Origin of the sequence: Arthrobacter sp. MYb221, assembly GCF_002979835.1 — a bacterium.
Taxonomy (GTDB): domain Bacteria; phylum Actinomycetota; class Actinomycetes; order Actinomycetales; family Micrococcaceae; genus Glutamicibacter.
The window spans coordinates 213,701-236,945 of the sequence record NZ_PCPW01000004.1 but is presented as its reverse complement, the minus strand read 5'-3'; the positions used below and the strand labels follow the sequence as shown (position 1 = coordinate 236,945).

Annotated in this window: 24 protein-coding genes; 5 read left to right on the top strand and 19 right to left on the bottom strand. The window is 59.9% G+C overall.

Annotated features, from left to right (window positions below):
* Positions 1-34: 34 nt before the first annotated feature.
* The 4 genes from CQ015_RS07290 to CQ015_RS07275 all read right to left on the bottom strand — a co-directional run bounded on the left by CQ015_RS07290 (position 35) and on the right by CQ015_RS07275 (position 4,843).
* Positions 35-1,456 carry a dihydrolipoamide acetyltransferase family protein gene (locus CQ015_RS07290; RefSeq protein WP_105649720.1) on the bottom strand — a complete coding sequence of 474 codons (1,422 nt, stop codon included), beginning with the start codon at positions 1,454-1,456 and terminating at the stop codon, positions 35-37.
* Between the two features lie 25 nt (positions 1,457-1,481).
* A complete protein-coding gene (locus tag CQ015_RS07285) occupies positions 1,482-2,447 on the bottom strand; it encodes an alpha-ketoacid dehydrogenase subunit beta (RefSeq protein WP_105552788.1) in 966 nt (321 codons plus the stop codon).
* 13 nt (positions 2,448-2,460) lie between these two features.
* Positions 2,461-3,606 carry a pyruvate dehydrogenase (acetyl-transferring) E1 component subunit alpha gene (gene pdhA / locus CQ015_RS07280; RefSeq protein ID WP_105552787.1) on the bottom strand — a complete coding sequence of 382 codons (1,146 nt, stop codon included), beginning with the start codon at positions 3,604-3,606 and terminating at the stop codon, positions 2,461-2,463.
* 121 nt (positions 3,607-3,727) lie between these two features.
* Complete coding sequence (locus tag CQ015_RS07275; RefSeq protein ID WP_105552786.1) at positions 3,728-4,843, bottom strand: histidinol-phosphate transaminase; 1,116 nt, start codon at positions 4,841-4,843, stop codon at positions 3,728-3,730.
* An 82-nt stretch (positions 4,844-4,925) separates the two neighbouring features.
* Between CQ015_RS07275 and CQ015_RS07270 the strand changes: the two genes are divergently transcribed.
* Positions 4,926-5,312, top strand: a complete 387-nt coding sequence (locus tag CQ015_RS07270; protein WP_105649719.1) for a phage holin family protein — start codon at positions 4,926-4,928, stop codon at positions 5,310-5,312.
* Positions 5,313-5,315: 3 nt separating this feature from the next.
* On the opposite strand, the gene CQ015_RS07265 is transcribed toward CQ015_RS07270, so the two are convergent.
* Positions 5,316-6,662 carry a hypothetical protein gene (locus tag CQ015_RS07265; protein WP_105649718.1) on the bottom strand — a complete coding sequence of 449 codons (1,347 nt, stop codon included), beginning with the start codon at positions 6,660-6,662 and terminating at the stop codon, positions 5,316-5,318.
* A gap of 2 nt (positions 6,663-6,664) precedes the next feature.
* Positions 6,665-6,937, bottom strand: a complete 273-nt coding sequence (locus CQ015_RS07260) for a hypothetical protein (RefSeq protein WP_105649717.1) — start codon at positions 6,935-6,937, stop codon at positions 6,665-6,667.
* 159 nt (positions 6,938-7,096) lie between these two features.
* On the opposite strand from CQ015_RS07260, the gene purB reads away from it, so the two are divergent.
* The gene (purB, locus tag CQ015_RS07255) at positions 7,097-8,506 is read left to right on the top strand and encodes an adenylosuccinate lyase (RefSeq protein WP_105649769.1); all 1,410 of its coding nucleotides are present in this window, start codon (positions 7,097-7,099) and stop codon (positions 8,504-8,506) included.
* Between the two features lie 109 nt (positions 8,507-8,615).
* Here purB and CQ015_RS07250 read toward each other — a convergent pair whose 3' ends face one another.
* The 5 genes from CQ015_RS07250 to CQ015_RS07230 all read right to left on the bottom strand — a co-directional run bounded on the left by CQ015_RS07250 (position 8,616) and on the right by CQ015_RS07230 (position 14,372).
* On the bottom strand, positions 8,616-9,497 hold the full coding sequence (locus CQ015_RS07250) for a 3-hydroxyacyl-CoA dehydrogenase family protein (protein WP_105649716.1): 882 nt from the start codon (positions 9,495-9,497) through the stop codon (positions 8,616-8,618).
* 73 nt (positions 9,498-9,570) lie between these two features.
* Positions 9,571-10,542, bottom strand: a complete 972-nt coding sequence (locus CQ015_RS07245; protein ID WP_105569584.1) for a LysR family transcriptional regulator — start codon at positions 10,540-10,542, stop codon at positions 9,571-9,573.
* A 42-nt stretch (positions 10,543-10,584) separates the two neighbouring features.
* The gene (locus CQ015_RS07240) at positions 10,585-11,784 is read right to left on the bottom strand and encodes an acyl-CoA dehydrogenase family protein (RefSeq protein ID WP_105552780.1); all 1,200 of its coding nucleotides are present in this window, start codon (positions 11,782-11,784) and stop codon (positions 10,585-10,587) included.
* A gap of 12 nt (positions 11,785-11,796) precedes the next feature.
* A complete protein-coding gene (locus tag CQ015_RS07235; RefSeq protein WP_105552779.1) occupies positions 11,797-13,026 on the bottom strand; it encodes a CaiB/BaiF CoA-transferase family protein in 1,230 nt (409 codons plus the stop codon).
* Complete coding sequence (locus CQ015_RS07230) at positions 13,023-14,372, bottom strand: MFS transporter (RefSeq protein ID WP_105552778.1); 1,350 nt, start codon at positions 14,370-14,372, stop codon at positions 13,023-13,025. Before CQ015_RS07230 ends, CQ015_RS07235 begins: the two co-directional genes overlap by 4 nt.
* A 359-nt stretch (positions 14,373-14,731) precedes the next feature.
* Here CQ015_RS07230 and CQ015_RS07225 point away from each other — a divergent pair, with 359 nt between their 5' ends.
* Complete coding sequence (locus CQ015_RS07225) at positions 14,732-14,989, top strand: hypothetical protein (RefSeq protein WP_258138041.1); 258 nt, start codon at positions 14,732-14,734, stop codon at positions 14,987-14,989.
* A gap of 103 nt (positions 14,990-15,092) precedes the next feature.
* A complete protein-coding gene (locus tag CQ015_RS07220; protein WP_105649715.1) occupies positions 15,093-15,974 on the top strand; it encodes an SPFH domain-containing protein in 882 nt (293 codons plus the stop codon).
* Between the two features lie 127 nt (positions 15,975-16,101).
* Here the strand turns inward: CQ015_RS07220 and hxlA are convergent, their stop codons facing one another.
* Both hxlA and hxlB read right to left on the bottom strand, forming a co-directional pair.
* Positions 16,102-16,725 (bottom strand): 3-hexulose-6-phosphate synthase, encoded by a 624-nt coding sequence (gene hxlA, locus CQ015_RS07215; protein WP_105649714.1) that lies wholly within the window; start codon positions 16,723-16,725, stop codon positions 16,102-16,104.
* Positions 16,726-16,774: 49 nt separating this feature from the next.
* Positions 16,775-17,359 (bottom strand): 6-phospho-3-hexuloisomerase, encoded by a 585-nt coding sequence (gene hxlB / locus CQ015_RS07210; protein WP_374955683.1) that lies wholly within the window; start codon positions 17,357-17,359, stop codon positions 16,775-16,777.
* Positions 17,360-17,528: 169 nt separating this feature from the next.
* On the opposite strand from hxlB, the gene CQ015_RS07205 reads away from it, so the two are divergent.
* Positions 17,529-18,845 (top strand): response regulator transcription factor family protein, encoded by a 1,317-nt coding sequence (locus CQ015_RS07205; protein WP_105649712.1) that lies wholly within the window; start codon positions 17,529-17,531, stop codon positions 18,843-18,845.
* Positions 18,846-19,122: 277 nt separating this feature from the next.
* Here the strand turns inward: CQ015_RS07205 and CQ015_RS07200 are convergent, their stop codons facing one another.
* The 6 genes from CQ015_RS07200 to CQ015_RS07175 form a co-directional block, all read right to left on the bottom strand.
* Positions 19,123-19,743: a hypothetical protein gene (locus CQ015_RS07200; RefSeq protein ID WP_105649711.1), complete on the bottom strand. Its 621-nt coding sequence runs from the start codon at positions 19,741-19,743 to the stop codon at positions 19,123-19,125.
* A complete protein-coding gene (locus tag CQ015_RS07195; protein WP_146114029.1) occupies positions 19,740-20,357 on the bottom strand; it encodes a hypothetical protein in 618 nt (205 codons plus the stop codon). Before CQ015_RS07195 ends, CQ015_RS07200 begins: the two co-directional genes overlap by 4 nt.
* Positions 20,339-20,965, bottom strand: coding sequence for a hypothetical protein (locus tag CQ015_RS07190; protein WP_105649709.1), 627 nt, complete (start codon positions 20,963-20,965; stop codon positions 20,339-20,341). The genes CQ015_RS07195 and CQ015_RS07190 overlap by 19 nt, the downstream gene beginning before the upstream one ends.
* A gap of 61 nt (positions 20,966-21,026) precedes the next feature.
* Complete coding sequence (locus CQ015_RS07185; protein ID WP_105649708.1) at positions 21,027-22,355, bottom strand: hypothetical protein; 1,329 nt, start codon at positions 22,353-22,355, stop codon at positions 21,027-21,029.
* Positions 22,356-22,373: 18 nt separating this feature from the next.
* The gene (locus tag CQ015_RS07180) at positions 22,374-22,697 is read right to left on the bottom strand and encodes a hypothetical protein (protein WP_105649707.1); all 324 of its coding nucleotides are present in this window, start codon (positions 22,695-22,697) and stop codon (positions 22,374-22,376) included.
* 132 nt (positions 22,698-22,829) lie between these two features.
* On the bottom strand, positions 22,830-23,117 hold the full coding sequence (locus CQ015_RS07175) for a WXG100 family type VII secretion target (protein WP_066141890.1): 288 nt from the start codon (positions 23,115-23,117) through the stop codon (positions 22,830-22,832).
* Between the last annotated feature and the right edge of the window lie 128 nt (positions 23,118-23,245).

Below are 23,245 nucleotides of genomic sequence, written 5' to 3'. Positions count from 1 at the left end.
TCAGGCACTTCACCGGGCGGGTTGATTTCACCGCTTAGTCCAGCAGCATGGCCGGTTCTTGCATAATCGAGGCGACGTCGGCCATGAAGCGGGCCGACAGGTCGCCGTCAACCACGCGGTGGTCGAAGGAGCCACCGAGGGTGGTGATCCAGCGGGGCACCACCTCGCCGTCGACAACCCATGGCTTCTGGCGGATCGTGCCGAAGGCGACGATCGCTACCTCGCCCGGGTTGATGATCGGGGTTCCGGTATCAATGCCCAACGCACCGATATTGGTGATGCTCAACGTGCCGTCGCGCATTTCTTCCGGGCTGGTCTTGCCGGCTCGGGCGGTGGTGGCCAGCTCGTTGAGGGAGATCGCGAGCTCACGCATGTTCAGCTCTTGGGCATTCTTGATATTCGGAACCAGCAGCCCACGCGGGGTGGCTGCGGCGATGCCGAGATTCATGAAGTGCTTCTGGTGGATCTCCGCACCATTCTCGGTCTCCACCCAGGAGGCGTTGACCGAGGGGTTGCGTGCGGCCGCCCAGATCACTGCGCGGGCCAGCACCAGCAACGGGGAAACCTTAATGCCTTCGAAGTCGCGGGACTTCTTCAGCCGTTGCACGTACTCCATGGTGCGGCTTGCGTCCACGTCCACGAAGATCGAAACGTGCGGGGCGCTGAAGGCGGAGTTCACCATGGCCTTTGCGGTGGCCTTGCGCACCCCGCGAACCTGCGTGCGTTCGATGAGCGCGCCGCCTTCGGCTCCGTGTCCCCAGTAGGTTGGTGCCGCGTCGCGCTCGGCTTCGCGCTGGCCCTGGTAGCTATTGACGTCTTCGCGGGTGACCTCACCCTGCACGCCGGTACCGACGATCTCGTTGATGTCCACGCCAAGATCCTTGGCAAGCCGGCGCACCGGAGGCTTTGCAAGCACCCGGTCGACAAAGTTGGCCATGGCAGGCTTGCGGCGGTCGACCTCGCGGGCCACCGCCTGGCCCAGACCCTGGGCGCGACGCGAGATCGTATCTGCCAGGCCGGCGGCGCTGGCGCTCCCGCGAGGCGGGGTGGGCCGCGCTGCTGCGGCCGAAGGCGCCGGACGGCTGGTGCGCTTGCGGCGTACCGCGGAGTCGGCCGCCGGGCCGGAGCCGACCAACGGGCCAGGCTCCTCGGAGGCCACCGGGGTTTCGGTGTTGGCGGCTTCCAAAGGTTCGGGGACACCGGTAGGTGGCACCGGGTCGCCTTCTTCGTTGATGGTGATCAGCGGCTGGTCCACCAATACGGTGTCGCCTTCGCCCGCGTGCAGTTCGGTGACTACCCCGGCAAAGGGGCAGGGAAGCTCGACCAGCGATTTGGCGGTTTCGATTTCCACGAAGATCTGGTTGACCTCGACGGTGTCTCCCACGGAGACCTTCCAGGAGGCGATATCGGCTTCGGTTAGCCCCTCGCCCACATCGGGAAGATTAAAGACAGTCATGTTTTTCTCCTTGGTTCCTTGGCGCTTAGTAAGCGAAGGACCGGTCGAGGGCTTCGAGCAGCTTGTCGATGTCCGGCAGGTACTGGGATTCGACCTTCGAGATGGGGTATGGCATGTGGAATCCACCTACGCGAAGCACAGGTGCTTCCAGGGACAGGAAGGCGCGTTCGGAAATGCGCGCGGCGATTTCGCCACCGAGACCGCCAAAGGTCGGCGCTTCGTGGGTGATGATCAGCCGTCCGGTCTTCTGCACCGATTCGGTGATGGTGTCGAAATCGATCGGCGAGAGCGAACGCAGGTCGATCACTTCAACCGAGCGGCCGTCCTCGCGGGCGGCTTCCGCGGCAGCCAGCGCGATGGGAACCAGCGGGCCGTAGGCGACGATGGTCGCGTCTTCTCCGGGGTGAACTATCTGAGCCTTGAATGCGTCCAGCGCCGGGGCTTCGGTATCAACCTCGCCCTTGAGCCAGTAGCGGCGCTTGGGTTCCAGGTAAATGACCGGGTCCTTGCATTCGGCGGCCTGCTGAATCATCCAGTAGGCGTCGTGCGCGTTGGAGGGGGTGATCACGCGCAAACCCGCGGTATGCACGAACAGGGCTTCCGGGGATTCGGAGTGGTGCTCAATGGAACCGATGCCGCCGCCGTAAGGAATGCGGATGACCACGGGCACGGTCAGCCGCCCCTCGGAGCGGGCATGCATCTTGGCCAGCTGGGTGGTGATCTGGCTGAAGGCGGGGAAGACGAAGCCGTCGAACTGGATTTCCACCAGCGGGCTGTGCCCCCGCAGTGCCATGCCGACCGCGCCGCCCACGATTCCGGCTTCGCCCAGTGGGGAATCGATCACGCGGTGGGCACCGTACTTGTCGATCAGCCCTTCGGTGATTCGGTACACGCCTCCGAGGCGTCCGATATCTTCGCCCATGAGGATGGCGCGGTCATTGGATGCAAGCACCTTGTCCAAGCCGTTGGTGATGGCCTTGGCAAGAGTCATGGTTGTCGTCAATTTACTTCTCTCCCTGTCCGGCTTCGTCCGCGAACCCGGCTTCGTAGTCCAGATGCCATTGCAGTTCTTCCTGGACTAGTGGGTGAGCTTCGGCGTACACCTGTTCAAAGGACTTGGACAGCGGCGGAACGGGGAAGGCCATGGCATCCTTGCGGACCTGAGCGGCCATCGCGTTTCCGTCCCGTTCGAGTTGTTCGAAGAACGCTTCGTCGACGATGTTGCTCTCTCGCAGGTAGGTTTCCATGCGGATCAGCGGATCCTTCGGCGCCCAGGCCAGCTCTTCTTCGCTCTGGCGGTACTTGGTCGGGTCATCTGCGGTGGTATGCGCACCGAGGCGGTAGGTAACCGCTTCGATCAGCACCGGTCCCTTGCCGCTTCGCGCATGCTCCATGGCCCAGCGGGTGACCGCCAGGACCGCCAGCACGTCGTTGCCGTCCACGCGGATTCCCGGCATTCCGTAGCCAGCGGCGCGGGTGACCAGCGGGACCTTCGACTGAACTTCGAATGGCACCGAAATGGCCCACTGGTTGTTCTGGCAGAAGTACACCACCGGTGCGTCGAAGGAGTTGGCGAAAACCATCGATTCGTGGGTTTCGCCTTCGGTGGAGGAGCCGTCGCCGAAGTAGGTCAGCACCGCGTCACCCTGTTCGGCGCGTTTCGCTTCATCCCAGCCATGCTGTTCAAGATTAATCGCCATGCCGTAGCCGGCGGCATGCGGCAGCTGGGCGGCAAGCACCATGGTGTACATGTGGAAGTTGTTTTCCCGCGGGTCCCAACCGCCGCCGGAGATGCCGCGGAACAAGCGCAGCATCTCGGAGAAGGAGACATTGCGGGTGAGCGCAACACCATGCTCGCGGTAGGTCGGGAAGATGTAGTCCTTCGGGCGGGTGGCTCGGCCCGAACCGATTTGCGCCGCTTCCTGCCCACGCAGCGGGACCCAGAGGCAGAGCTGACCTTGGCGTTGCAGGGCCGTGGCTTCTTGGTCGAACCTGCGGGTCAACGCCATGTCGCGGTAAAAACCACGCAACATGTCATCGTCAACATCGCCCAAATACGAATCATAAGTTTCGTTGGGCAGACGCTGGCCTTCCGGGGTCAGAATCTGAATCAGATCCTGGTCCGTTGCCTCGGTTGCGGCACGCGGCATAAAACTTCCTTCGATCAATTATATGCCCCACAAGGAATACATTCCCTATGGGACATATAGCGGCTTAACTAATGAACAGCCTATATCTCAAGGCGTCTAAAACGCGAGAATTAGAAGCAGGTCAGCTCTGCTTTAAATCGAGAGAATTCTTGCATAATTCAATGATCCGGTCGTTGGCCGCTGCCTCGGCAATCGAGATCCGCACGCCCTCACCGGCAAACCCGCGAACCGACAGCCCTTGGCTCTGGGCTCGTTCGGTGAAAGCCTGTGTGTTTCCGCCTAGCGGCAACCACACGAAGTTCGCCTGGGTTGCCGGGAAATCCCAGCCCAGCGCCTTCAATGCAGCCACCACGCGTTCGCGCTCCTGCACCAAGGTGTTGACCCGCTCAAGCACCTTATCGATGTTTTCCAAGGAGGCGACGGCGGCATCTTCCGCCACTGAAGAGACCGCAAATGGTGTGGCGACGACACGAATATTGTCGGTGATTTCCGGGTGCGCGACGCTGTAGCCAACCCGCAGATTCGCCAGGCCGTGGGCCTTGGAGAACGTGCGCAACAACACCACGTTTTCATTCTCGCGGTAGGTGTTGACTCCGTCCACCGCTTCGGGATCGCGCACAAACTCGATGTACGCCTCGTCCAGCACGATCAGCACATTGCGCGGCACTCTCGTTATGAAGTCATCGACCTCGCTCTGGGTCAGGATCGGGCCGGTGGGGTTGTTCGGCGTGCAAAGCAAGATGACCGAGGTATTTTCGTTGACTGCTTCGATCATCGATTCAAGATCGTGGCGGCCATCTTCCAGCACGGGAATTTCTACCGGCAGCGCGCCTGCGCTCTGCACCAAAATTGGGTAGGCCTCGAAGGAGCGCCATGCATAGATAACCTCGTCTTGGACGCCGTCTTCGTTCTGACCGGCAAAGGTCGTCAGAATCTGCGCCAGCGCGCCGAGCGATCCTGCACCGGTGACGACATCTTCGGCTGGTACGTCGAGGTAATCGCTGAGGCTCTCGCGCAGTTTCGTGGAGAGGCTGTCCGGATAGCGGTTCAGCGCGTCCTGTTCCATGACCGCCCGACGCACCTCATCCAATGGGCCAAAAGGGATCTCATTGGAGGACAACTTGAAAGATTCAAGTCCTTCGATTGCTGTCGGTGGTTTGCCGGCGGCGTATTTTGGCAAGCGCGCAACTACTGAACGAGGTTGCACCAAATCTTGGGTCACGGGGTTCTCACTCATACATCAAAGCCTAGCCCTCGGTAGGTCAATCGGCAGATTCTTTGCTCACCGGGCTTCCAGTCTTTTATGGCAAAGTTGTCTCATGAGCTTTTTGATTCGAGTCATTGTTAATGCATTGGCCCTTGCCGCAGCGGTATGGATTGTCCCCGGAATCCAGATCAGCGCCATCAGCGAAGGCCTCCTTGGATCCGTGATCGCCTATTTGATCGTGGGCGTGATCTTTGGCCTGATCAACGCGTTGGTGCGGCCAATAGTCTCGTTCTTCTCGATGCCGATCACTTGCCTCACCTTGGGCCTGTTCACCGTGATCATTAATGCGCTGATGCTGATGCTGACCAGCTGGCTGACTCAGTTCACGCCGGTGGGCCTTAGCATCGACGCATTCTGGTGGGACGCCATTGTCGGCACCATCATCATCTCGATCGTTTCGGCAGTCCTCGGCTTTTTCGTTGGCAAGGAAAAGCGCTAAGCGCTAGCGGGCTGAGCCGTATTTCTCTTCCTCCCAGTTTTCATGCTTTGTGTTTCGCGGGCGCTCTTTGCGTTCGATCTTGAATTTGCGAAATCTCAAAGGTCCCGGAGGAAGCCCAAATTCCCGCAGATTCTCGTGCAGATCCGGGATCGGGTTCTCCACCAGCTCTTCGAGATGGTCTCCGTAATTATCTAGGTCGTGCGGTTTGCCGAACAACCCCTCGTCGAGCTGTTCCTCAAACCTCGGACCGTCAAATTTCACGGTGATTTGATCCTTTTTGCGTTTGTTCTCCACCCCGTCGGTACCCGGAACCATGTCTTTGGAATCCTCAATCGACAGGCTTCGAATGTCCTCGGGAAGATCTATGTGGCCAATGGGAGAACCGAGGGTCAGCATCTTTTCCATTTTGAACTTCTTGCGCAAGAACCTGTTCTTCATCAGATTCGCAATATGAATCCCGCCTTGCGAGTACCCGCTGAGGATCACCTCGTCGCCCTCGCGGGCGCCAGTGATGTGCAGGGCCTCGCTGATCGGTCCGGCGAAGTTCTCCGATTCGAGGCTGAACGCATCGATGATGCCGTAGGTGTCAAAGGGATTATTGCCATTGCCCTCCCCCTGAGTCCCGGGAAGAATGACGAGATAAACGTTCTCTCCATCTTGCTCGGCCTCGGCGATCAGAATCTGCCCATCATCACTGGGTCCCGCATCGTTGAGAATCTTGTGAAGCTGGTAGTAGCCGTTCAGCGTGCCGTCGATCTCAACCTGTTCCACCGGTTGGGCGTCGCCGAGGTGCAGTTCCTTGCTCCGCAATGGCCCCCAGGTAGAGATGAAATCGGCCAGTTTTTCGGTCGTTTCGTGCATCATCAAGGGCTGCGGGCGCGCAAAGCCAAACCGGTCCCGTGGCGAAGAGAGCAAAACAAAGAGCTTGAGCAGCGTTTCCATGTCGGTGGTTGGCGGGCGGGAATCGTTGTTGCGCGTGCTGTTCCAAGCGTCCAGCAGAATCTGCCATTTGGCAGAGACCAGAATCGAGTTCTCGATTCTGGTCTCTGCCCTGACGTAGTTCTCGATTGCTGCGTGCACCTTCTCCTCCAACCTCCGGGCGCCGATCACGGCTTCGGCCGCGTGGTGGTAGCCGGTGCGTAATTTGTCCGCCAGTATCCCCAGTGAATAGCCGCGGTTACCGATTCCGTTTACCCAGCATTGGGTTTGCGCTTCTCGCTGGCATTCTTGCGCGCGCACCGAGGCTCTCAGCAGTTGCGTCTCCACACTTTGGAGTTGCCCGTAGACTTGTTGGCAAATTTGAGCCGATTGGGCGTAATCCAAGGCGTTGTAATTGACGTCATATCCCATGGCTAGGAAGCCATTCGCTGATTGAGGATCTCCGCTTCCAACGCGTTCATCTCCCCGATGGCCAACGACAGATAGGACTCGGCTTCGCCCAGCGCTTTGGTAAGTCCCACGAGCCTGTCACTGAGTTGGCTCACCTCCGAGGCAAAGGCCTTGCCTGCCGAAGATCTCCAAGTCAGCGAACCGATTGAAGAGAGCTGTTCGATGGCGAAACGCGTTGTTGACTGGGCGTCATCCAGCTGGAAGGCCACCGAATCCAGGGTCGCCTGAAACATCATGATTAGCTCCAACCCGTCATTCTCCACCGGCGAATCGGTGAAAATCTGCCTTCATCTTCACCCTGTTGCTGCTTCTTTCGGCCCGTTTGGGCACCGGCTGTGGAAAGAAGGATGTGTGTAAAAGATGTGATGTGCACGCAGTGATGAAAGAATATGAACATGGCTGAGATTGCGCGCACTTCCCTTGCTAATGAACCCCTGGCACTTGGTGCCCTCGATGGACGCTACCGCAGCGCGGTGGCACCGTTGGTTGACTACCTTTCCGAAGCGGCGCTGAACCGCGATCGTGTTCACGTGGAGATCGAATGGTTGATCCACCTGGCCGAGAACTCCGTGCTGCCGGGCACCTCCCCGTTCACCGCCGATCAGCAGGCTGCCCTGCGCAAGATCGTCACGGACTTCAACGCCGACTCGGTGAAGGAACTGGCCGAGATCGAGGCCGTCACCGTCCACGACGTGAAGGCAGTCGAGTACTACATCGCTAACCGCCTGGACGCTATCGGCATTGGCAACCTAAAGCCGCTGGTCCACTTCGGCTGCACTAGCGAAGACATCAACAACCTCTCCTATGCTCTGGGCGTCCAGGGCGGCGTCACCCAGGTGTGGTTGCCTGCGGCCCGCGAGCTGGTGACCCAGCTGACCAAGATGGCCGAAGAGTCCCGCGACGTTCCGATGCTTTCGCGCACCCACGGCCAGCCGGCAACCCCAACCACCTTGGGCAAGGAACTGGCAGTTCTTGCCTGGCGCCTAACCCGCCAGCTGGACCGCATCGAGAAGACCGAGTACCTGGGCAAGATCAACGGCGCCACCGGCACCTACGCCGCCCACTACGCCTCGGTTCCCACCGCTAACTGGCAGCAGGTTTCGCAGACCTTCGTCGAGCACCTGGGACTGACCTGGAACCCGCTGACCACCCAGATCGAATCCCACGACTGGCAGGCAGAGGTCTACGCCGACATCGCACGCTTCAACCGCATCCTGCACAACCTGTGCACCGATGTGTGGAGCTACATCTCCATCGGATACTTCGCACAGATCCCTGTGGCCGGAGCAACCGGCTCCTCGACCATGCCGCACAAGGTGAACCCGATCCGCTTCGAGAACGCCGAGGCGAACCTGGAGATCTCCAACGGCCTGCTCGACACCCTGGGTGCCACCCTGGTCACCAGCCGCTGGCAGCGCGACCTGACCGACTCCTCCTCGCAGCGCAACATCGGCACCGCCATCGGCCACTCGGTGCTTGCCATCTCGAACGTCGCCAAGGGCCTGGATCGCTTGGATGTCGCCGAGGCGGTACTCGCAGAGGATCTGGACCACAACTGGGAGGTGCTCGCCGAGGCCATCCAGATGGTCATGCGCGCCGAATCCATTGCCGGCGTTGCAGGCATGGACAATCCTTATGAGCGCCTGAAGGACCTGACCCGCGGACAGCGCGTGGACGCGGCCCGTTTGAAGGAATTCGTTGGCGAGCTGGGCTTGTCGGCGGACGCCGAGGCTCGTCTGCAGCAGATGACCCCGGGCAGCTACACCGGCATCGCCTCTGAGCTGGTTGACCACCTGCAGAAGTAACCCGCAGCGTTTTACGCGGTTCTTACCGTGCTTTGAAGAACACCCTCTGCAATGGCCGGGGGTGTTCTTCAATATTTTTCACGCCGCTGGTAGTTTCTCCGGCAAGGGGCTACCGCGTGTAGCCGTAGAACCCGGTGCCGGATTTACGTCCGATTTTTCCCTCAGCAACCAGCGCCGTGATGCGTTCGTTGGGTGCATCCTCTGCGTTGCCGGTTTCCTCGTAAGTCGCTTGGGCGATGAAGTCGATGACGTCGAGCCCAACCATGTCCATCAGTGCGAACGGGCCCATCGGATGGCCCAGCGCGGTGCGCGCCGTGGTGTCGATGTCCTCGATGCTTGCGATGCCCTCATCGGCCAGGAACAGCGCTTCGCGCTGCATCGCACCCATCAGGCGGTTGGCGATGAACCCGGGGATTTCGCGGTTGATCAGCACCGGCTCCTTGCCCAGCCGGCGGGCCAGGTCCATGGCGGCCTGAACCGTGGCGTCGCTTGTTGCTCCGTGGCGCACCACCTCGACACACTTCATGACCAGCGCCGGGTTGAAGAAGTGCATATTGCACACCTGCGCCGGACGCCCTGTGGCCTCCGCGACCTTGGAGGATCCCAGGGTGGAGGAGTTCGTGGCCAGAATGGCATGGGCCGGGGTCAGCACGCCCAGCTGCTCGAAGATCTGCGTCTTGATGTCCAGACGCTCGGTGGCAGCCTCGATCACAAAGTCCGCGCCGGAGGCCGCGGTGTTCAAGTCCGTGCTGTAGGCCAGTGCATCCAACGCAGCGCCGGCATCGCCCTGCCCCAGCTTGCCTTTGGCTACCCGGGAATCGGCCCAGCTCTTGTGTTCGGTGCGTGCCGCGGTCAGGCCATCGAGGGAGATATCTTGGAGGGTTGTGGAGTAGCCGGCCAGAGCCGCGCTCATGGCTATCTGACGTCCCATGGTCCCGGCGCCAATGACCAGGATGTTAGAAATGCCCTCTACGCCGCTACTTGTATTCATAGTTGAATCCGTTTGTTCATAGGTTGTTCGCCGGTGCGGCGATTTGTCGGTAGTTGGTCGGGGCACCCGCGGGCTAGACCTTGCCGTGCAGCGCTTCGTCCGCCAGCAATGCAGCATCGAGCAACGATTCCCCGGCATCCTGGTGCTTCTTGATCAGTTCTCCCCATTGGTTCAGGACCGCCATGCTTTGCCGAATGAAGCTTTCTGCCGCCGGATTCAACGAGCCAGCACGGTGCACGATTCCGTAGTCTGTGCGAATCGTGGGTTCCGTTTCGACGACCACTGCTCCCAGTTTCTTCGCGAGCACGGCAAGCCGAATCGGCAGGAACGCGTTTGCACTGCCGTTCAGCACCAGGGCCAGCTGCGCGTGCCGGGTGGGCACGTAGGCTCTGATCCGACCGGTGATGCCTTGCTCTCGAAGTGCCGCTGCGACGATGTCGTTTTCTCGGTGCGCTAAGTTGCTCACTGCCAGTGGCAGCGAGTGCAGCCCGGACAACGCGACCGGCTGGTGTGCCGGGAGCGTGGTGCCCGGTGGCATGACCAGCATCATCCGCTGGACACCGCATTGGATCGTTTGCAAGTTTTCGACGGGAATCGGGAAAGTGGTGAATCCGATTTCGCAGTGCCCGTTGAGCACTTCTTCACAGAGCTCTGCAACATCTGCATACTCGGTCATGTCGATCCGAATCTCAGGGTAGTGCTTGGTGAACGATCCGCTCCAGGCAGCCACGGCCTCGCTGGACATCTCGGGCATCGTGCCGATCGTGATAGAACCTACGGACATCTCGAGGGCCCCATGCATGAGGTCCTTCGTGGAAAGGACCTCTCCGAGGATTCGGCGAACCGGGTCAACAAGAAGCCGGCCCGCCGAATTCAACACGATGTTGCGCCCCGTCCGGTGAAACAGCTCGAGCTTGAGTTCGCGCTCAAGCTGCCTGATGCTCTGGGATATCGTTGCCTGCGCAACGTGCAGGTGGACGGCAGCGCGATTGACCCCGTTGTGCTCGACAACGGCCAAGAAATACTCGAGCTGGCGAATCTCCACAATTTTCTCCTTGGCTTCAGACGGTTTTGCGCGTTGGCAGGGCTACGCGCGGTAGCTATTCGGGAGCTTCCCGTCGATCTTCCCTTGTCGAATCATAGCTACGGCAAGATTGCGTTCGTGAATTGGCGAGGACCCCTCGTAGATGCGCAGCGCGCGCACGTCGCGCCACATACGCGGGATCGGATGGTCGCCGACAATTCCCTCGCCGCCGAGCAGCTGGAGGCACTTGTCGGCAACGCGGCCAGCCATTTCGGAGGCGAAGAGCTTGGCCGCGGCGATCCGGTGGCGAGGGACATCTCCCTCGTCGAAGGAGCGTGCTCCTTCCATGACCAGCGCACGGGCGGCCTCGACCTCGGCGAAGCACTCGCCCAGCACGGCCTGGACGGCTCCCAGGTCGGACAGCGGGGCGTTGAACTGTTTGCGACTGCTGACATGGCTGGTGGTTTCTTCGAGTATGCGCGTTGCCTGGCCAACACAAGTTGCTGCCACGTGGAGCCGGGCGTGGTTGATACCGCGCAGCGCCATAGTCAGTCCCTGCCCTTCGCCGCCGGCTCCGCCTAACAAGTGTCTGGCGGGCACCGAGACGTTGTTGAGGTGGATTTCGCCGACCGGTGCCTCGGCATGGCCGTTCATGCGGGTGGGCAGCGAAGTGGTGACTCCGGGCAGCGTGGCGTCAACGATCAGCGCGGAAACGCCTTTGGCGCCCGAGATCGACTGGTTGGTGCGTGCAAAAACCACGAAGGCATCAGCCCATCCGGCGTTGGTGATGTATCGCTTCTCGCCGTTGAGCACGTAGCGTTCGTGCTCAAGGGTCGCGGAGGTGGTGAGCTGCGCCGCATCGGATCCGGCCCCTTCCTCGGTCAGCGCGAATGCAGTGACCAGTTCGCCGGCGGCCATCTTGGGCAGCAGGTTGCCCCGTTGTTCTTCTGTGCCGTGGTCGAGGATCGCTTGGGAGCACAAACCGATGACCGTGGAGAATCGTGAACGGTAGACGCAGGAGGCCCTCGTGAATTCGAGTGTCAGCAGAACTTGCTGTTCCATGTTCCATTCCAGCCCGCCGTATTTGCGAGGGATGGAGATGCCGAAAAGCCCTACCTCCGCCATGCGTTTGAGCAGGCGCTCGGGGACGGCGCCGGCCTGGACCATCTCGTTTTCCGCGGGAATCAATTCCCGCTCGGTGAATTCCGCGATGAGCTTGCGATACTCATCAAATCCGTATTCGAATATCTCGGGGTTGATCATGAATGTAGTTCCTTACTTACGTGCATGTTGCGAGGTACCGGCTGCGGCAATCGGTGGCGTGGAGACTACACCGGCGACGTGCAGTGCTTCGATTTGCTCCTCCGTATAGCCCAGATCAGCAAGGATCCGAGTATTCTGCGCTCCGACTCGGGGCGCTTCGGCGGAGGAAGTCCTGCGCCACCCATCGAGTGTGAAGGGGACTCCCGGGGAGGTGTAATTTCCATTGCCGGATTCAACCGAGATCAGCACCTCTGATGCGACCAGATCTTGATCGATCACCAGTTCGTCGAAAGCACGGACTGCCCCGCAGACGATGCCGTTGGCCAGGAGCAGTTTGACGGCTTGGGCACGGGTGCTCGCGGAGAGTGCCTGCCCCAAACTGTCCAGGAGTGCTGAACGGTGGGCAACGCGGGACGGATTGTCGCTGAACCTCGGATCTTCAATGTATTCGGGGTGGCCAATGGCGTTGCAGAGCGCTGCCCACTTCTCACTCGTGTAAGCGGAAAGCACGATCATTCCATCGCTGACATGGACCAGATCCGCGGCGGGGGCCGCGTGTGCCTGGCCGTTTCCCTTGCGCCGTCCGGGCTGACCGGTGATGGTGAATTCGCCCCAAGTCGCTGCCTGCATGGAAATCGCCGCTTCCATCAAGGATGTTTGAACATGGGCCCCTTCCCGTGTGGTTGTGCGGGCGAAGAGCGCTGCCATGATGCCCGTGGCAAGCGAGTTTGCTGCTGCCACGTCAACTGCTGCGAAACCGATCCGCTGAGGTTCTCCACCTTCTTCACCTGTTGTCTGCATGATCCCAAATTCTGCCTGCGCAGCGATATCCAGTCCCGGACGATCGCTGGAGGGTCCACGAGTTCCAAACCCGGTCACCGAACCGTAGACAAGTGCTGGGTACTGCTCGCGCAAGGTTTCAGCGCCGAGTCCCAGCCGTTCTGCCGCCCCGGGACGGAAGTTGTGAATCAGTACATCGGTTTCCGGGAGCAGCTGCTGGACGACAACACGTGCCTCGGGTTTCCTTAGATCCAGTGCCAGGCTTGCCTTGTCCCGGTTGTAGGCACGGATCATGGCTTCGCCAAAAACACCAATGCTGCGGGCTTGGTCACCGCTAATGTTCTCGACCTTGATGACTGTGGCACCGAGGTCCGACAGGATCTGGCCGGCGCCCGGGCCAGCAATGTACTGCCCAAAGTCCAGTACCCGGATTCCTTTCAACGGCCCAGCTTGCTGGTTCATGAACTGACCTGCTTTCGAGCTTCATACATTGCGGTGAGTTCTAGAAGCCGGGTCCGCGCCCGGGCTGGATTGAGCATCATTCCACCGGCGACCCCGAATACGCAGATGGTGATGCCAACGATCAAGAATCCGTTCGAATAGCCTTGAACGGAGGATGCTGCGCTTTCAACGATCAGACCCAGTACGTAGGGTGCAACCATTCCGGCGATCGAATAGGCAGCAATTATGCAACCGAAGAACGAGGCACGCTGGTGGGCCGGGAGGAAGTCCGAAGCACCTGCAAATCCGATGGAGAACGCCACCGAATTGATGGAGAATGCCGCGACGACCAGAACGAGCTGGAGCGGGCCAGCCGGGATCTGAGTAAACGTGATCATTGATGCTCCGGCGAACAGCAGGCAGGCAGCAGTCAGGAAAGAACGGGCCATTCTTGAGGAGTGGCCACGCTTCAATAGGTGTCCTGAGAGCAACCCGGCACCCAGTAGTACTACTACCGCCACAATATACGGGATCGTCACCAATACGCCGACACTTTCCATCGAGTACCCTAGGCCTTCATTCATGAAGGCAGGCAACCAGGAAACCTTCAGCGAGGTGATTAGATATCCGGCGAACGAAAGTAGCGCGAGACCCCAAAAGCTAGGTATCAATAGCAGACGGTAGAACGGGACGACAATATCGCCGTTGGGGTCTTCCTTGGCTGCCCTAGGCTCATTGGCTATTCGCCGCTTGCGGAAGGGAAGCTTGTCAGCATAGAAAAACCAGACGATGGCCCAGGTAATACTGATGCCCACCAAGAAGACGAAAGATGCGTGCCAATCCCAGGTCAGGATGATCCAAGTCAGAATCGGCGCTGCAAACAGGGGTCCGAGAGAAGAACCGGCATTGACCACAGCGCCTGCGGCAGCACGCTTTTCAGGGGGGAAAAGTTCGTGAACAATGGACTGGCATAGCGCGTGCGCGGGGCCTTCGAAGAAACCCAATGCGATCCGGCTTGCAAGCAATACACCAAAAGTTGTTTGAGCCGTCAGTGGCAACATTGTCAGAATCCAGGTGATCATCAAGATGCCGGCTGCCCAGTTATAAGAGATTCTACGGAACACTGCAGTGAGCGTGACCGCCCCGACCGCGAATAACCAGAAGAACGCGCTTGAAAGCAGCCCATACTGGCTTGCACTCAGGTTCATGCTTTCTCGAATCGGCGTACTCGCCAGCCCTATAGCCGCCTTATCGGCGAAATTGAGCATAAAGAAGATCAACAGCATCACGACGATGCCCCAGTTTCGCCTACTATTTGGCGTACTAGAAGCCCTGTCTTTTTGTTTTGGAGCAGCGGTGACGGCCATTTCGTTCTCCTTCGGACCTAGGTTCTGTGACTAGAGACACATGGTTTGCTCTCTCTATAAGTAGAGTCCAGGTTGCGGAGCGGTTCAACGGCCAAGTTGCTATCACACCGTTCGGTCACACCGAACGAACAACAAATCCAGTGCTCACCCGGCCCAATTGCACCGCACTTTAATGAGCGGCGAGTCGGGGTATGCCGAACGCCGAGCTAGCGGCCGAGCTAGGTTTGTCAGCATGCACGCTGCTATACAGGCTGAAGACTGCATCCACAGGTGCCAACGATATCGTCTCGTCGTTCATCTCGTTGCTCGGGTCTAATATTTAAGATCGACCGTAGCGCTTTTCATTCTTCGCTGTATCCCTGCAGCACGATCGTCTCCATGAATCCCTGTCCGCTCGAACTTCACAACGCGCCGAATCCATTGCCGGCGTTGCAGGCATGGACAATCCTTATGAGCGCCTGAAGGACCTGACCCGCGGACAGCGCGTGGACGCGGCCCGTTTGAAGGAATTCGTTGGCGAGCTGGGCTTGTCGGCGGATGCCGAGGCTCGTCTGCAGCAGATGACCCCGGGCAACTACACCGGCATCGCCTCTGAGCTGGTTGACCACCTGAAGTAGCCTTCCGCTGCAGCATCCGTGAAACATCACTCATCTTCCCTCGAATCCTCCAGATGGTACATCGCTTAGACTTTAAGTGTTCATCACATCAAGGAAGAGGGACATGTTTCTCACAGTTCTCATCATCATTGGCATCCTGCTCGGGCTATTCTTCGTCTTCGGCAGCGCGGGCATGAAAGCCGGCACGAAGTCCAAGGGAAATGCCCGGTTGACCGGCATCGGCATCCTGCTCGTTTCGCTGGTTGTTCTCGGATTCGCCTCGGCCACCATCGTTCAGCCACGCACCGTCGGGGTGAAGATCGCCCTGGGCAAGCCCACCGCCGTCATCGGCAACGGCTTCCACCTCAAGGCGCCGTGGGAAACCGTGGAGAAGCTCGATGGGTCGGTCCAAAACGATGTGTACTCTTCGAACAGCGCCATCCCGGTCCGCCTGGGCAACAACGGCAAGGCGAACGTCGACGCCTCGATCCAGTGGCAGCTGAAGACCGACGACGCGATGTCCGTGTTCCTGGACTACCGCACCTTCGAAGGCATCCAGTCCAACCTGGTGGATCGCAATTTCCGCGCCGCGTTGAACGAAGTCATGGCGACCTACGACCCGCTGGCCTACACCGATCCAGCCGATGGAGGCCAGGACCTCGAGGGCCTGGCCAAGTCCGTGCGGACCAAGATGCAGGAAAAGGTCGGCACCCAGATCGACATCCGCTCGGTAACCCTGCCGATCATCAACTTCGATGAGCCGACGCAGAATCGCATCAACGAGCTGCAGGCCGAAACTGCGAAGACCCGCATCGCCGAGCAGCGCAAGCAAACCAGCGCCGCCGAGGCCGAGGCCAACAAGATCCTCGAGCGGTCCATCACCCCCGAGACGCTGACATCCAAATGCTTGGACATCGTCGCAGAATCAGGCAAGAGCCCGATCGGCTGTTTCCCCGGCGGAGGCGTCCAGCCAATCACCATGGTCGGTGGCGACGAGGGCAAATAGCGCCAAGGCGCACGGCTCCACTGGAGCCGTGCGCCTTATTATGCAATTCCGGGTGGCTCCGTTTTATCGATGCCGCCGATGCTTCGACTTGCCCCCAACGGGGCAGGCCGAAGGGATATATCGCGCTTTAGACCAATGCGGCCTTGAGCTCGCGGGCCGCGGTCGCCGGGTCGGCCGCGCCATAGATGGCGCCTCCGGCCACCGCCACCTGGGCCCCTGACTTCTGCACCTCGGCGATGGTGCTGATGCTGACACCGCCGGCTACCGAGAATGGAACGGCCGCGATTGCGCCCGCGCTGAGCAGTCCATTCAAGTCGTAGCCGGGCTGCGCCTGCTCGTCCAGGCCGGCGTGGAACTCGACAAACTGGGCACCCAGCGCGATGACTTCCTTCGCACGGGCGGCCTTGTCCGCGATGCCGATCAGATCGACGACAATGCCCTTATTGCGCTCCTTGGCGGCCTTGACGGCGCCCGCCACGGTGGAGTCGTCTGCGCTGCCGAGCACGGAGACCAGATCCGCGCCGGCTGCGAAGGCGATGTCGGCTTCCAGTTCGCCGGCATCCATCGTCTTCATGTCTGCGAACACGATCTTGTCCGGGTGGGCGCTCTTGATCGCGGCAACCGCCGAGAGGCCCTCGGCCTTGATCAGCGGGGTGCCCAACTCGATGATGTCGACGTACGGGGCGACCTTGGCCGCCAGCTCCAGCGCGTCCTGGGTGGTCAACAGGTCGATGGCAACTTGGATTTTCATGATGATCTTCTTTCGGTTGTTGTGTTTTTCGAGGAGGATTCGCGGCGGGCTATTCCAGGTTGGCGTGCCGCAGCCACAGCTCTTCGGCCGGCAAGTCCGTGCTGCTCCAGAGGCAGTGGAATAGCGATTCGGTGGCCAAAAAGAGCGACTGCTCGAAGAGGCTGCCCGAGTACTGCTTACTCTTCGCCGATCCGTGGTCCGTCTTGCGCGCGGCCGGCACCTGCACAATCGCGGTGGCCAGATGCGCCAAGGGAGAGCCCGGGTCCGTGGTCACCGCGGCGATGCGCGCGCCGAGATCGGCCGCAGTCTGTGCGCTTCTGACCACCCCGGAGGTGGTGCCCGAGCCTGAGGCCACCAGCAGCAGATCCCCCTCGGTGATGGCCGGAGTGGTGATATCCCCGGCCACGTGCACGGTGAGGCCCAGATGCATCAGCCGCATGGCGGCCATGCGCAGCACCAGACCGCTGCGCCCGGCACCGCCGACGAAGATCCGCTTGGCCGAACCGGCCAGCTCGGCCACTGCGGCGATCTGCCCGGGATCGATGGCCTGCATGGTCCCAGCGATCTCCGCCTGGATCATTTCCTGCGCGGCTAGAACATGATTTGTCGTGATTGCCGCCGCCGTGGTTCGCAAAGTTCCCAAGCCATTCCTCTCGATGCTCGCTTCGGTGCCCGTCGAGGACCCCGCCGTGTCTACAATCCATCCTCGCGATTCCTCCGGGTGGGCAATACCCCATTTTGTGACGGTTCATCCCACCCATTCAGGTAGGTGAGCCAGTCCCGGATGGAATACACTCGCTGTCATGGTTTCTTCCCCCGAGGGCATTGCTGCCGAACCGATTTCCCAAGACGCGCTCTGGCGGCTTCTCGATTCGCTGTCGCTGCTGGCGACCGCGCCGCTGCTGCAGATCGCCGAGCGCCTGCATGCCGCCCTGCCGCCCTGGATCAAATGCTCCGCGCTGCTGATCTTCACCGAAGAATGCACGGGCAGGCCGCAGAAGAAGTCGGGAAGCGAGGCAATCACCTCCCGGGTCACCATCGATGAATTGGACCAGCTGCGCAGCTCCCATCCGGGCCAGGACCGGTGGCGGAGCACCGCCGGGATTGGCGGGGCTCCGCGCGAAGTCCTTGCCTTGCGCTATCCGCCGAGCAATGCGCTCCTCGTGCTGACCGATCCGGTGTTGGCGCAGGAGCCTGCCGAGTCCGCCAGTTCCCGCGATCTGCTTGGCTACCTCTGGCGGCTCACGGCAGCCCGGATCCGCGAAAAGGTCGCCGACGCGCCGCCTTCCTACTTGCGTGAATCGCGGGCAGTATCGGCCGAACGGACCCGGGTGACCACCGAGCTGGTTGACCAGTACTCCACCAGCCTGGATCTTCTGCTGGCGACCTTGCGCAGCACCCAGCTCAGCGATGCGCTGGCACGTGCCAAGGCCACCGACCTGGCGGCGAAGACCTTAGTGGGATTGCGTTCCCTCGATGACCGGATCAATGGCATGGCCGAGGAACCGGTGGGCAGCGCCTTCACCCGGTTGCGCGAGGACCTGCGTCCCTTGAGCGAATCCGGCGGGGTGGAATTGCAATTCATCGAGCCGCCCGCCGATGGCAGGGCCTTGCCCGGGGAAGTCGCCCATGCGGCGCGCTCGATCATGCGCGGGCTGGCGCTGGACATGATGGAGCAAGAGCATATCCACCGGATCCGGGCGCAGTGGGACTGCGACGGGGAGAACCTGCTGATCAACGTGCGCGACGACGGACGCGGCGCCATGGACCAAGCGTCCCCGACTATCGAGCGACTGAACCGGCAGGTGCAAGCCCTGGCCGGGCGGATGGAGCTGGAAGTCATCCCCGAGTGGGGCACGGATGTCTCGATCGTGCTGCCGCTCGATGCTCCGCAGAGCACGCCCGCCGATCTAGCCCAATGGAATCTGGCCGCCCGGGAGTTCGAAGTGCTCCAGCTGCTGGCGGCGGGGCAGGGGAACCGCGCGATCTCGGCTGCACTGGGCATCAGCGAAAACACGGTGAAGTTCCATGTCCGGAACTTGTTCAGGAAATTGGGGGTACGTTCCCGCGCGGAGGCGGCGGCGCTGGCCCATAGCCGCGGCGTCATGGATGCGCCGTAGCGCTGCAGCGGGATTCACCACGCCTGCGGGGATCGAGCCGAACTGCGCCATTGTTGCGCAATAAGCCAAGCCGCGGATTGGAGATTGCCCTGCAGCCGGAACCCAGCGGCGCGGACTGCAGGCACACTCAGCTGTCCGGCTTCAGGACTGCTTGTGCGTAAGAATCGACTTGCCGGCAGGCCGCCGATTCGCTGAGCATCAGGCTTTCCATGCGGGGTTTTCGGCGGGCGGAGAAACCGCGGCAGTCGGTGTTACCGCCGCTTCCGGCAGCGAAAATTCAGAATTGTGTCTGCTGTCTTTCGAATTCCACGGCGATGCCGCGGCGTTCAATCTGGTCCAATATCGATTCGTAGAGCATCCTGTACTCAACGGCAGGGTAATAGCGAAGGCAGACCCTCACGACCGGCTTTCCATCTTTCACTTTGCATCGTGGAATGTCCAAAGGCTCATCAAGATAAATATCCAACGAACGGTTAAGGTCTGCACGATCCCAGAGGACCTGGACTTTCGCGTCATTTACATGCTGGATATCCGTTGCCGAATGAATTGAACTCCACGCAATCTTGTGCCCCCCTCGCACGGTTATTCCGCTGGGTTTGATTATCAGGTCAATGGCTTCGCTCGTTTTGCGTGCAGAGTTCTTGAGCGCGGTGGCCAGGCCGATAACACCGAAAATGATGAGTATCCCGCCAACGGTCGTCGGAATGCCCTGCAAGGTAATTTGAGCGAGATAGCTTGACGTTGCCGGCAAATCGTTGGCGATCAGATAGATCCCCAGGGCACATAAGATCCCCCCAAGCGCTAAGAGTGAAAAGCTCTTATCGATCCGTGGGGAATGGTGCAACGAGCACGTCACGAACTCCTTGTGATCGGGCAGCTTGGATCTGGAGGTTTTCAATTGTTATCCGTTTCGTTCTCAGGTTCGTCTTCATAGACGGAAACAGTGTCGAATAGGTCAACCATGGGATCCATCATGAAACTCAATGTCGACAGTTCCGAGTCGTAGGCATCCAGCAGGAAAACCAGGCCACGTGAGCGCGCTGCCGTTCTCACATGTCCCACGGCAGGCAGAATCGCGGATCCATCGTCGTCGCGCGGTGCGTCTATTGCGATGACGGAAGTCAACTGGAGAATCTGGCCAACGGAATTCGACTGGTACTCACGAATCTGCACCGGCGTAGCAGACTCATAATCCGGCATCGCCAGATCCGCCAAGCTTTGTCCCGCATCGTCGTCCAGGATGAACAGGTGTGCAGTACCCATGGCGTGGCCGTCTTCAGGCGAATACCAAAGCGTATGCTCGGCGTCGGCCACTTGGTTGTTCGCCACGTCCAAAGCCAACTGCTGATAGACATGCCGCAAGTCTGCATCATCCGGTATGGCGAGTTCGGCTAAGTCCTGCGCCCATTGACCTGCCGTGTCCCAGCCATCTCCGGGAAATGATCGCGGCACCGGAATCCAGTAATCCAAATCCGGTTCCATCTCATATGCCGTCACTGGATTGGCACCCACTTGAAGGTCCCCAGAATCGCATAGCCCAGGGTTCGCAGCCCTTCGGCGAATTCCTCTCCATTATCCGAATCAACATAGCTATAGGAAAAGAGCAGCCACAGGCCCGCCTTCGGATCCGGATCGAGACTCCCGTCGGGCTTCGGCCTCGGAACAACCAGGTTCAAGCCCTTGTTCTTGAGCTCCGGGGCTTCATCGGACTGCTCTGATGAGGTCCAGAGATACCATTCGGCCCCGTCCGCATCTTCGATTTCTATCTGGCTTCCGCCCGCGGCCCTTCGCGCTGCATCAAGCAGAGATCCAGTCGTTCCCACCTTCAGCGGGGTCATGATCACGGAAACCGGCATGGCGCCACTGCTGAGTTTTTCAACCGGCATCGCAAAGCCGAGTGATCCACGGCGGCGTAAGTACTCGAACATCTGATGCATTTTCTGCCGAAGCATCAATACCAGGTCGACACGTCCAAGGGCTTTGGGTTCCGCCGTCACCAGCTTCGTCAAGGCTTGCTCATGCTCCACGCTGGTGTTGAACTCGCGCCATCCAGCAGGGTACAGCAGGCTATATCCGATGCCCCGGTGCCGCGCTTTCGGATCTGGAGGGGCCTGGCTCATCATTTCTCCCGCAATATCGAGGCTTGGCTCATTCGTACACTCATCGGATCGACCAGCATGGCTACTTCTCGCGGGTCAAATCCCAGAGGCTCGGCGGAGCCTGGACTAAAACACTACCGCGATCTTCCCTGGCGCCGTGCTTGATGGTCTTTTCAGCCCAAGCCCTGGCTTGAGGTCCGAGGTCCTCGGGGTTCTTCAGAATATACTTGGCCAGCTCGCGGTGCCTGACCGCGCTCCCTTCCGAAGTATATTTCACGTACGTTTTCCAGTCTCCCTTGAATTCCTTCTTGAAGCCGTCCATGTACGTTTCGGTTTTCTGGTTTTTCGCTATGAATTTGGACTGCTGGTAGTTGTCCTCGATTTTGCGATTCTTGCGTCGTATCTTTGATCGGGTAGTGCGATCTCCACGGATCTTGGTCTTGGGCGGACGTTTTGCCTTCGTCTTGATAGAGGATCTGACGATGCCACGTCCGGTGGTGACCCGTGTTTTGCCTAATCCTGAAATGATTTTTCCGGCAAAACGGCCAAAGGGGATGACTCCGATGGCGGCAATGATCAGGCTGGTCCAATCACCGTCGTTTTGGACCATTTTGATGATCTCGATGGCCAACACCGCGATCGCCGCAACTGCCGCGATCGCGGAGGCAATCGGACCCCACACCGGAGATGTAATGAACAACGCGGCGATACCGACAACGAGAGCAATCCAACCTAGAACCGAACCCAGGGTGGAGAGGAACTTGTCATCGTTGTCCGCGGCTTTGAAGGCATCCTCGATTTCGCCGACCGCTTCGTCATAGGCATCTTCCCAATAGGAAACGCGGCCGTCGAACTTGCCCCAGAGCTCACGCAGTTCCTCTTCGGCTTCTTCGCGCGCCGTGGTTGCCTCGGTCAGCTCGCCCTTGGCTTCTTCCTGTTCCTCCTCGGTGCCTTCGCTGAAACCGAGGAAACCGTCGGCGTCATCCACGGCTCCTTCTGCAGAGTCTTCCTGGCTTCGCTTGGTCTGCACGCTCTGATGCGCGTCCTCGATATCCGTAATCAGGGCATTCAATGTCGGATATGAATCCGTACCGCCCTCAGCGGTGCACATCTGGAGCGCCCCTTGGACTCGATCCAAGGCGTACGAATAATTCTTCAGTGCCTTGCCCGTGCCGTCATACCTAATCGCTGCCTTGCGCAGCTCGGGAAATACTTCGCCAGCGTTCTCGCGCAGCTTGGTGACAGCCTCTGATTTCAGATCCGACGTTCCGTTGCTGATGTCTTCCAGCCGGGCCGCGGAGCGTTCCATCTCTTCGCCCGACGTGATCAAGTTCCTCGCGCTCCGGAGCAGATCATCAGGATTTCCGTCAATCAACTGCAAGGTTGCGCCCTTTGGCGATTCCAAGGTCATATCGTCAATTCTCTCCGTCTATTCAGCTGCTTTGGGAGCATCGGAAGCACGCGAATTCAAGAAGGCCTTCTTAGTTTCCAAGTCCCATTCCTCGAATCCTTCTTTGATGTCCTTCAGGCCGGTGTACACGCCGTCAAGATTCTCGACAAGATCCTCGCGGGTATCGTTCCAGTTGTCTTCGAAGTCCTTGACCCGGTCTTTCAGATCGCCTTTGCCCATCGGGTCTCCCACGGCATCGGCCATGCCCTTGGCAAATTCCGAAGCGTTCTCAAAGTCCTTGATGCTGTTGCCCAGTTCGGTGACGATCTCATCAAGTCGAGCCAAATAAATCTCATCGGCCACGGCGTAAACGACTCCTTAGGTATCCAGCGACAACGCTGCGGGTCAAATGGGTGATCGAAGCTCACGCAGAGCAAGAAAATGTGGCCGCCGGCAAAAACCAGGGCGGCCACATCAGCCCGAAAGCTGCTCTGGCTACTTGCCGGCCATGGAGCGGTCGGTGTCCTGGATCTGCTCCATCATGTCGCGCAGCGCGATGGCCATGTCGTTGATGCCGTCAAAGGCCTTCTTGAGCCCATCGTTCAGGTCCTTGTAGCCTTCACCGAACTGGCCCGAAGCGTGCTCCGTGGTGAAGTCCTCGCCCAGGAGCTTGTCCACGCCGGACTGCAGCTGCTCCAGCACGCCGTCCAGATCCTCGCGTCCGGTGTCCAGCTTGGACGCCATGGCTTCCATTTCGCCGTAATTGGCCTTGAAATCAGTCACAACAATGCTCCTTAGCAGTTCGACAGGCCCGATCAGCGGACCGCTTGGTTCGTTCTAATCAAGGCTAAGGCGGCACATGCTTTCCGATCAATGGGGAGAACTCCCCGTAGCGCGCAGGCATCCGGTTA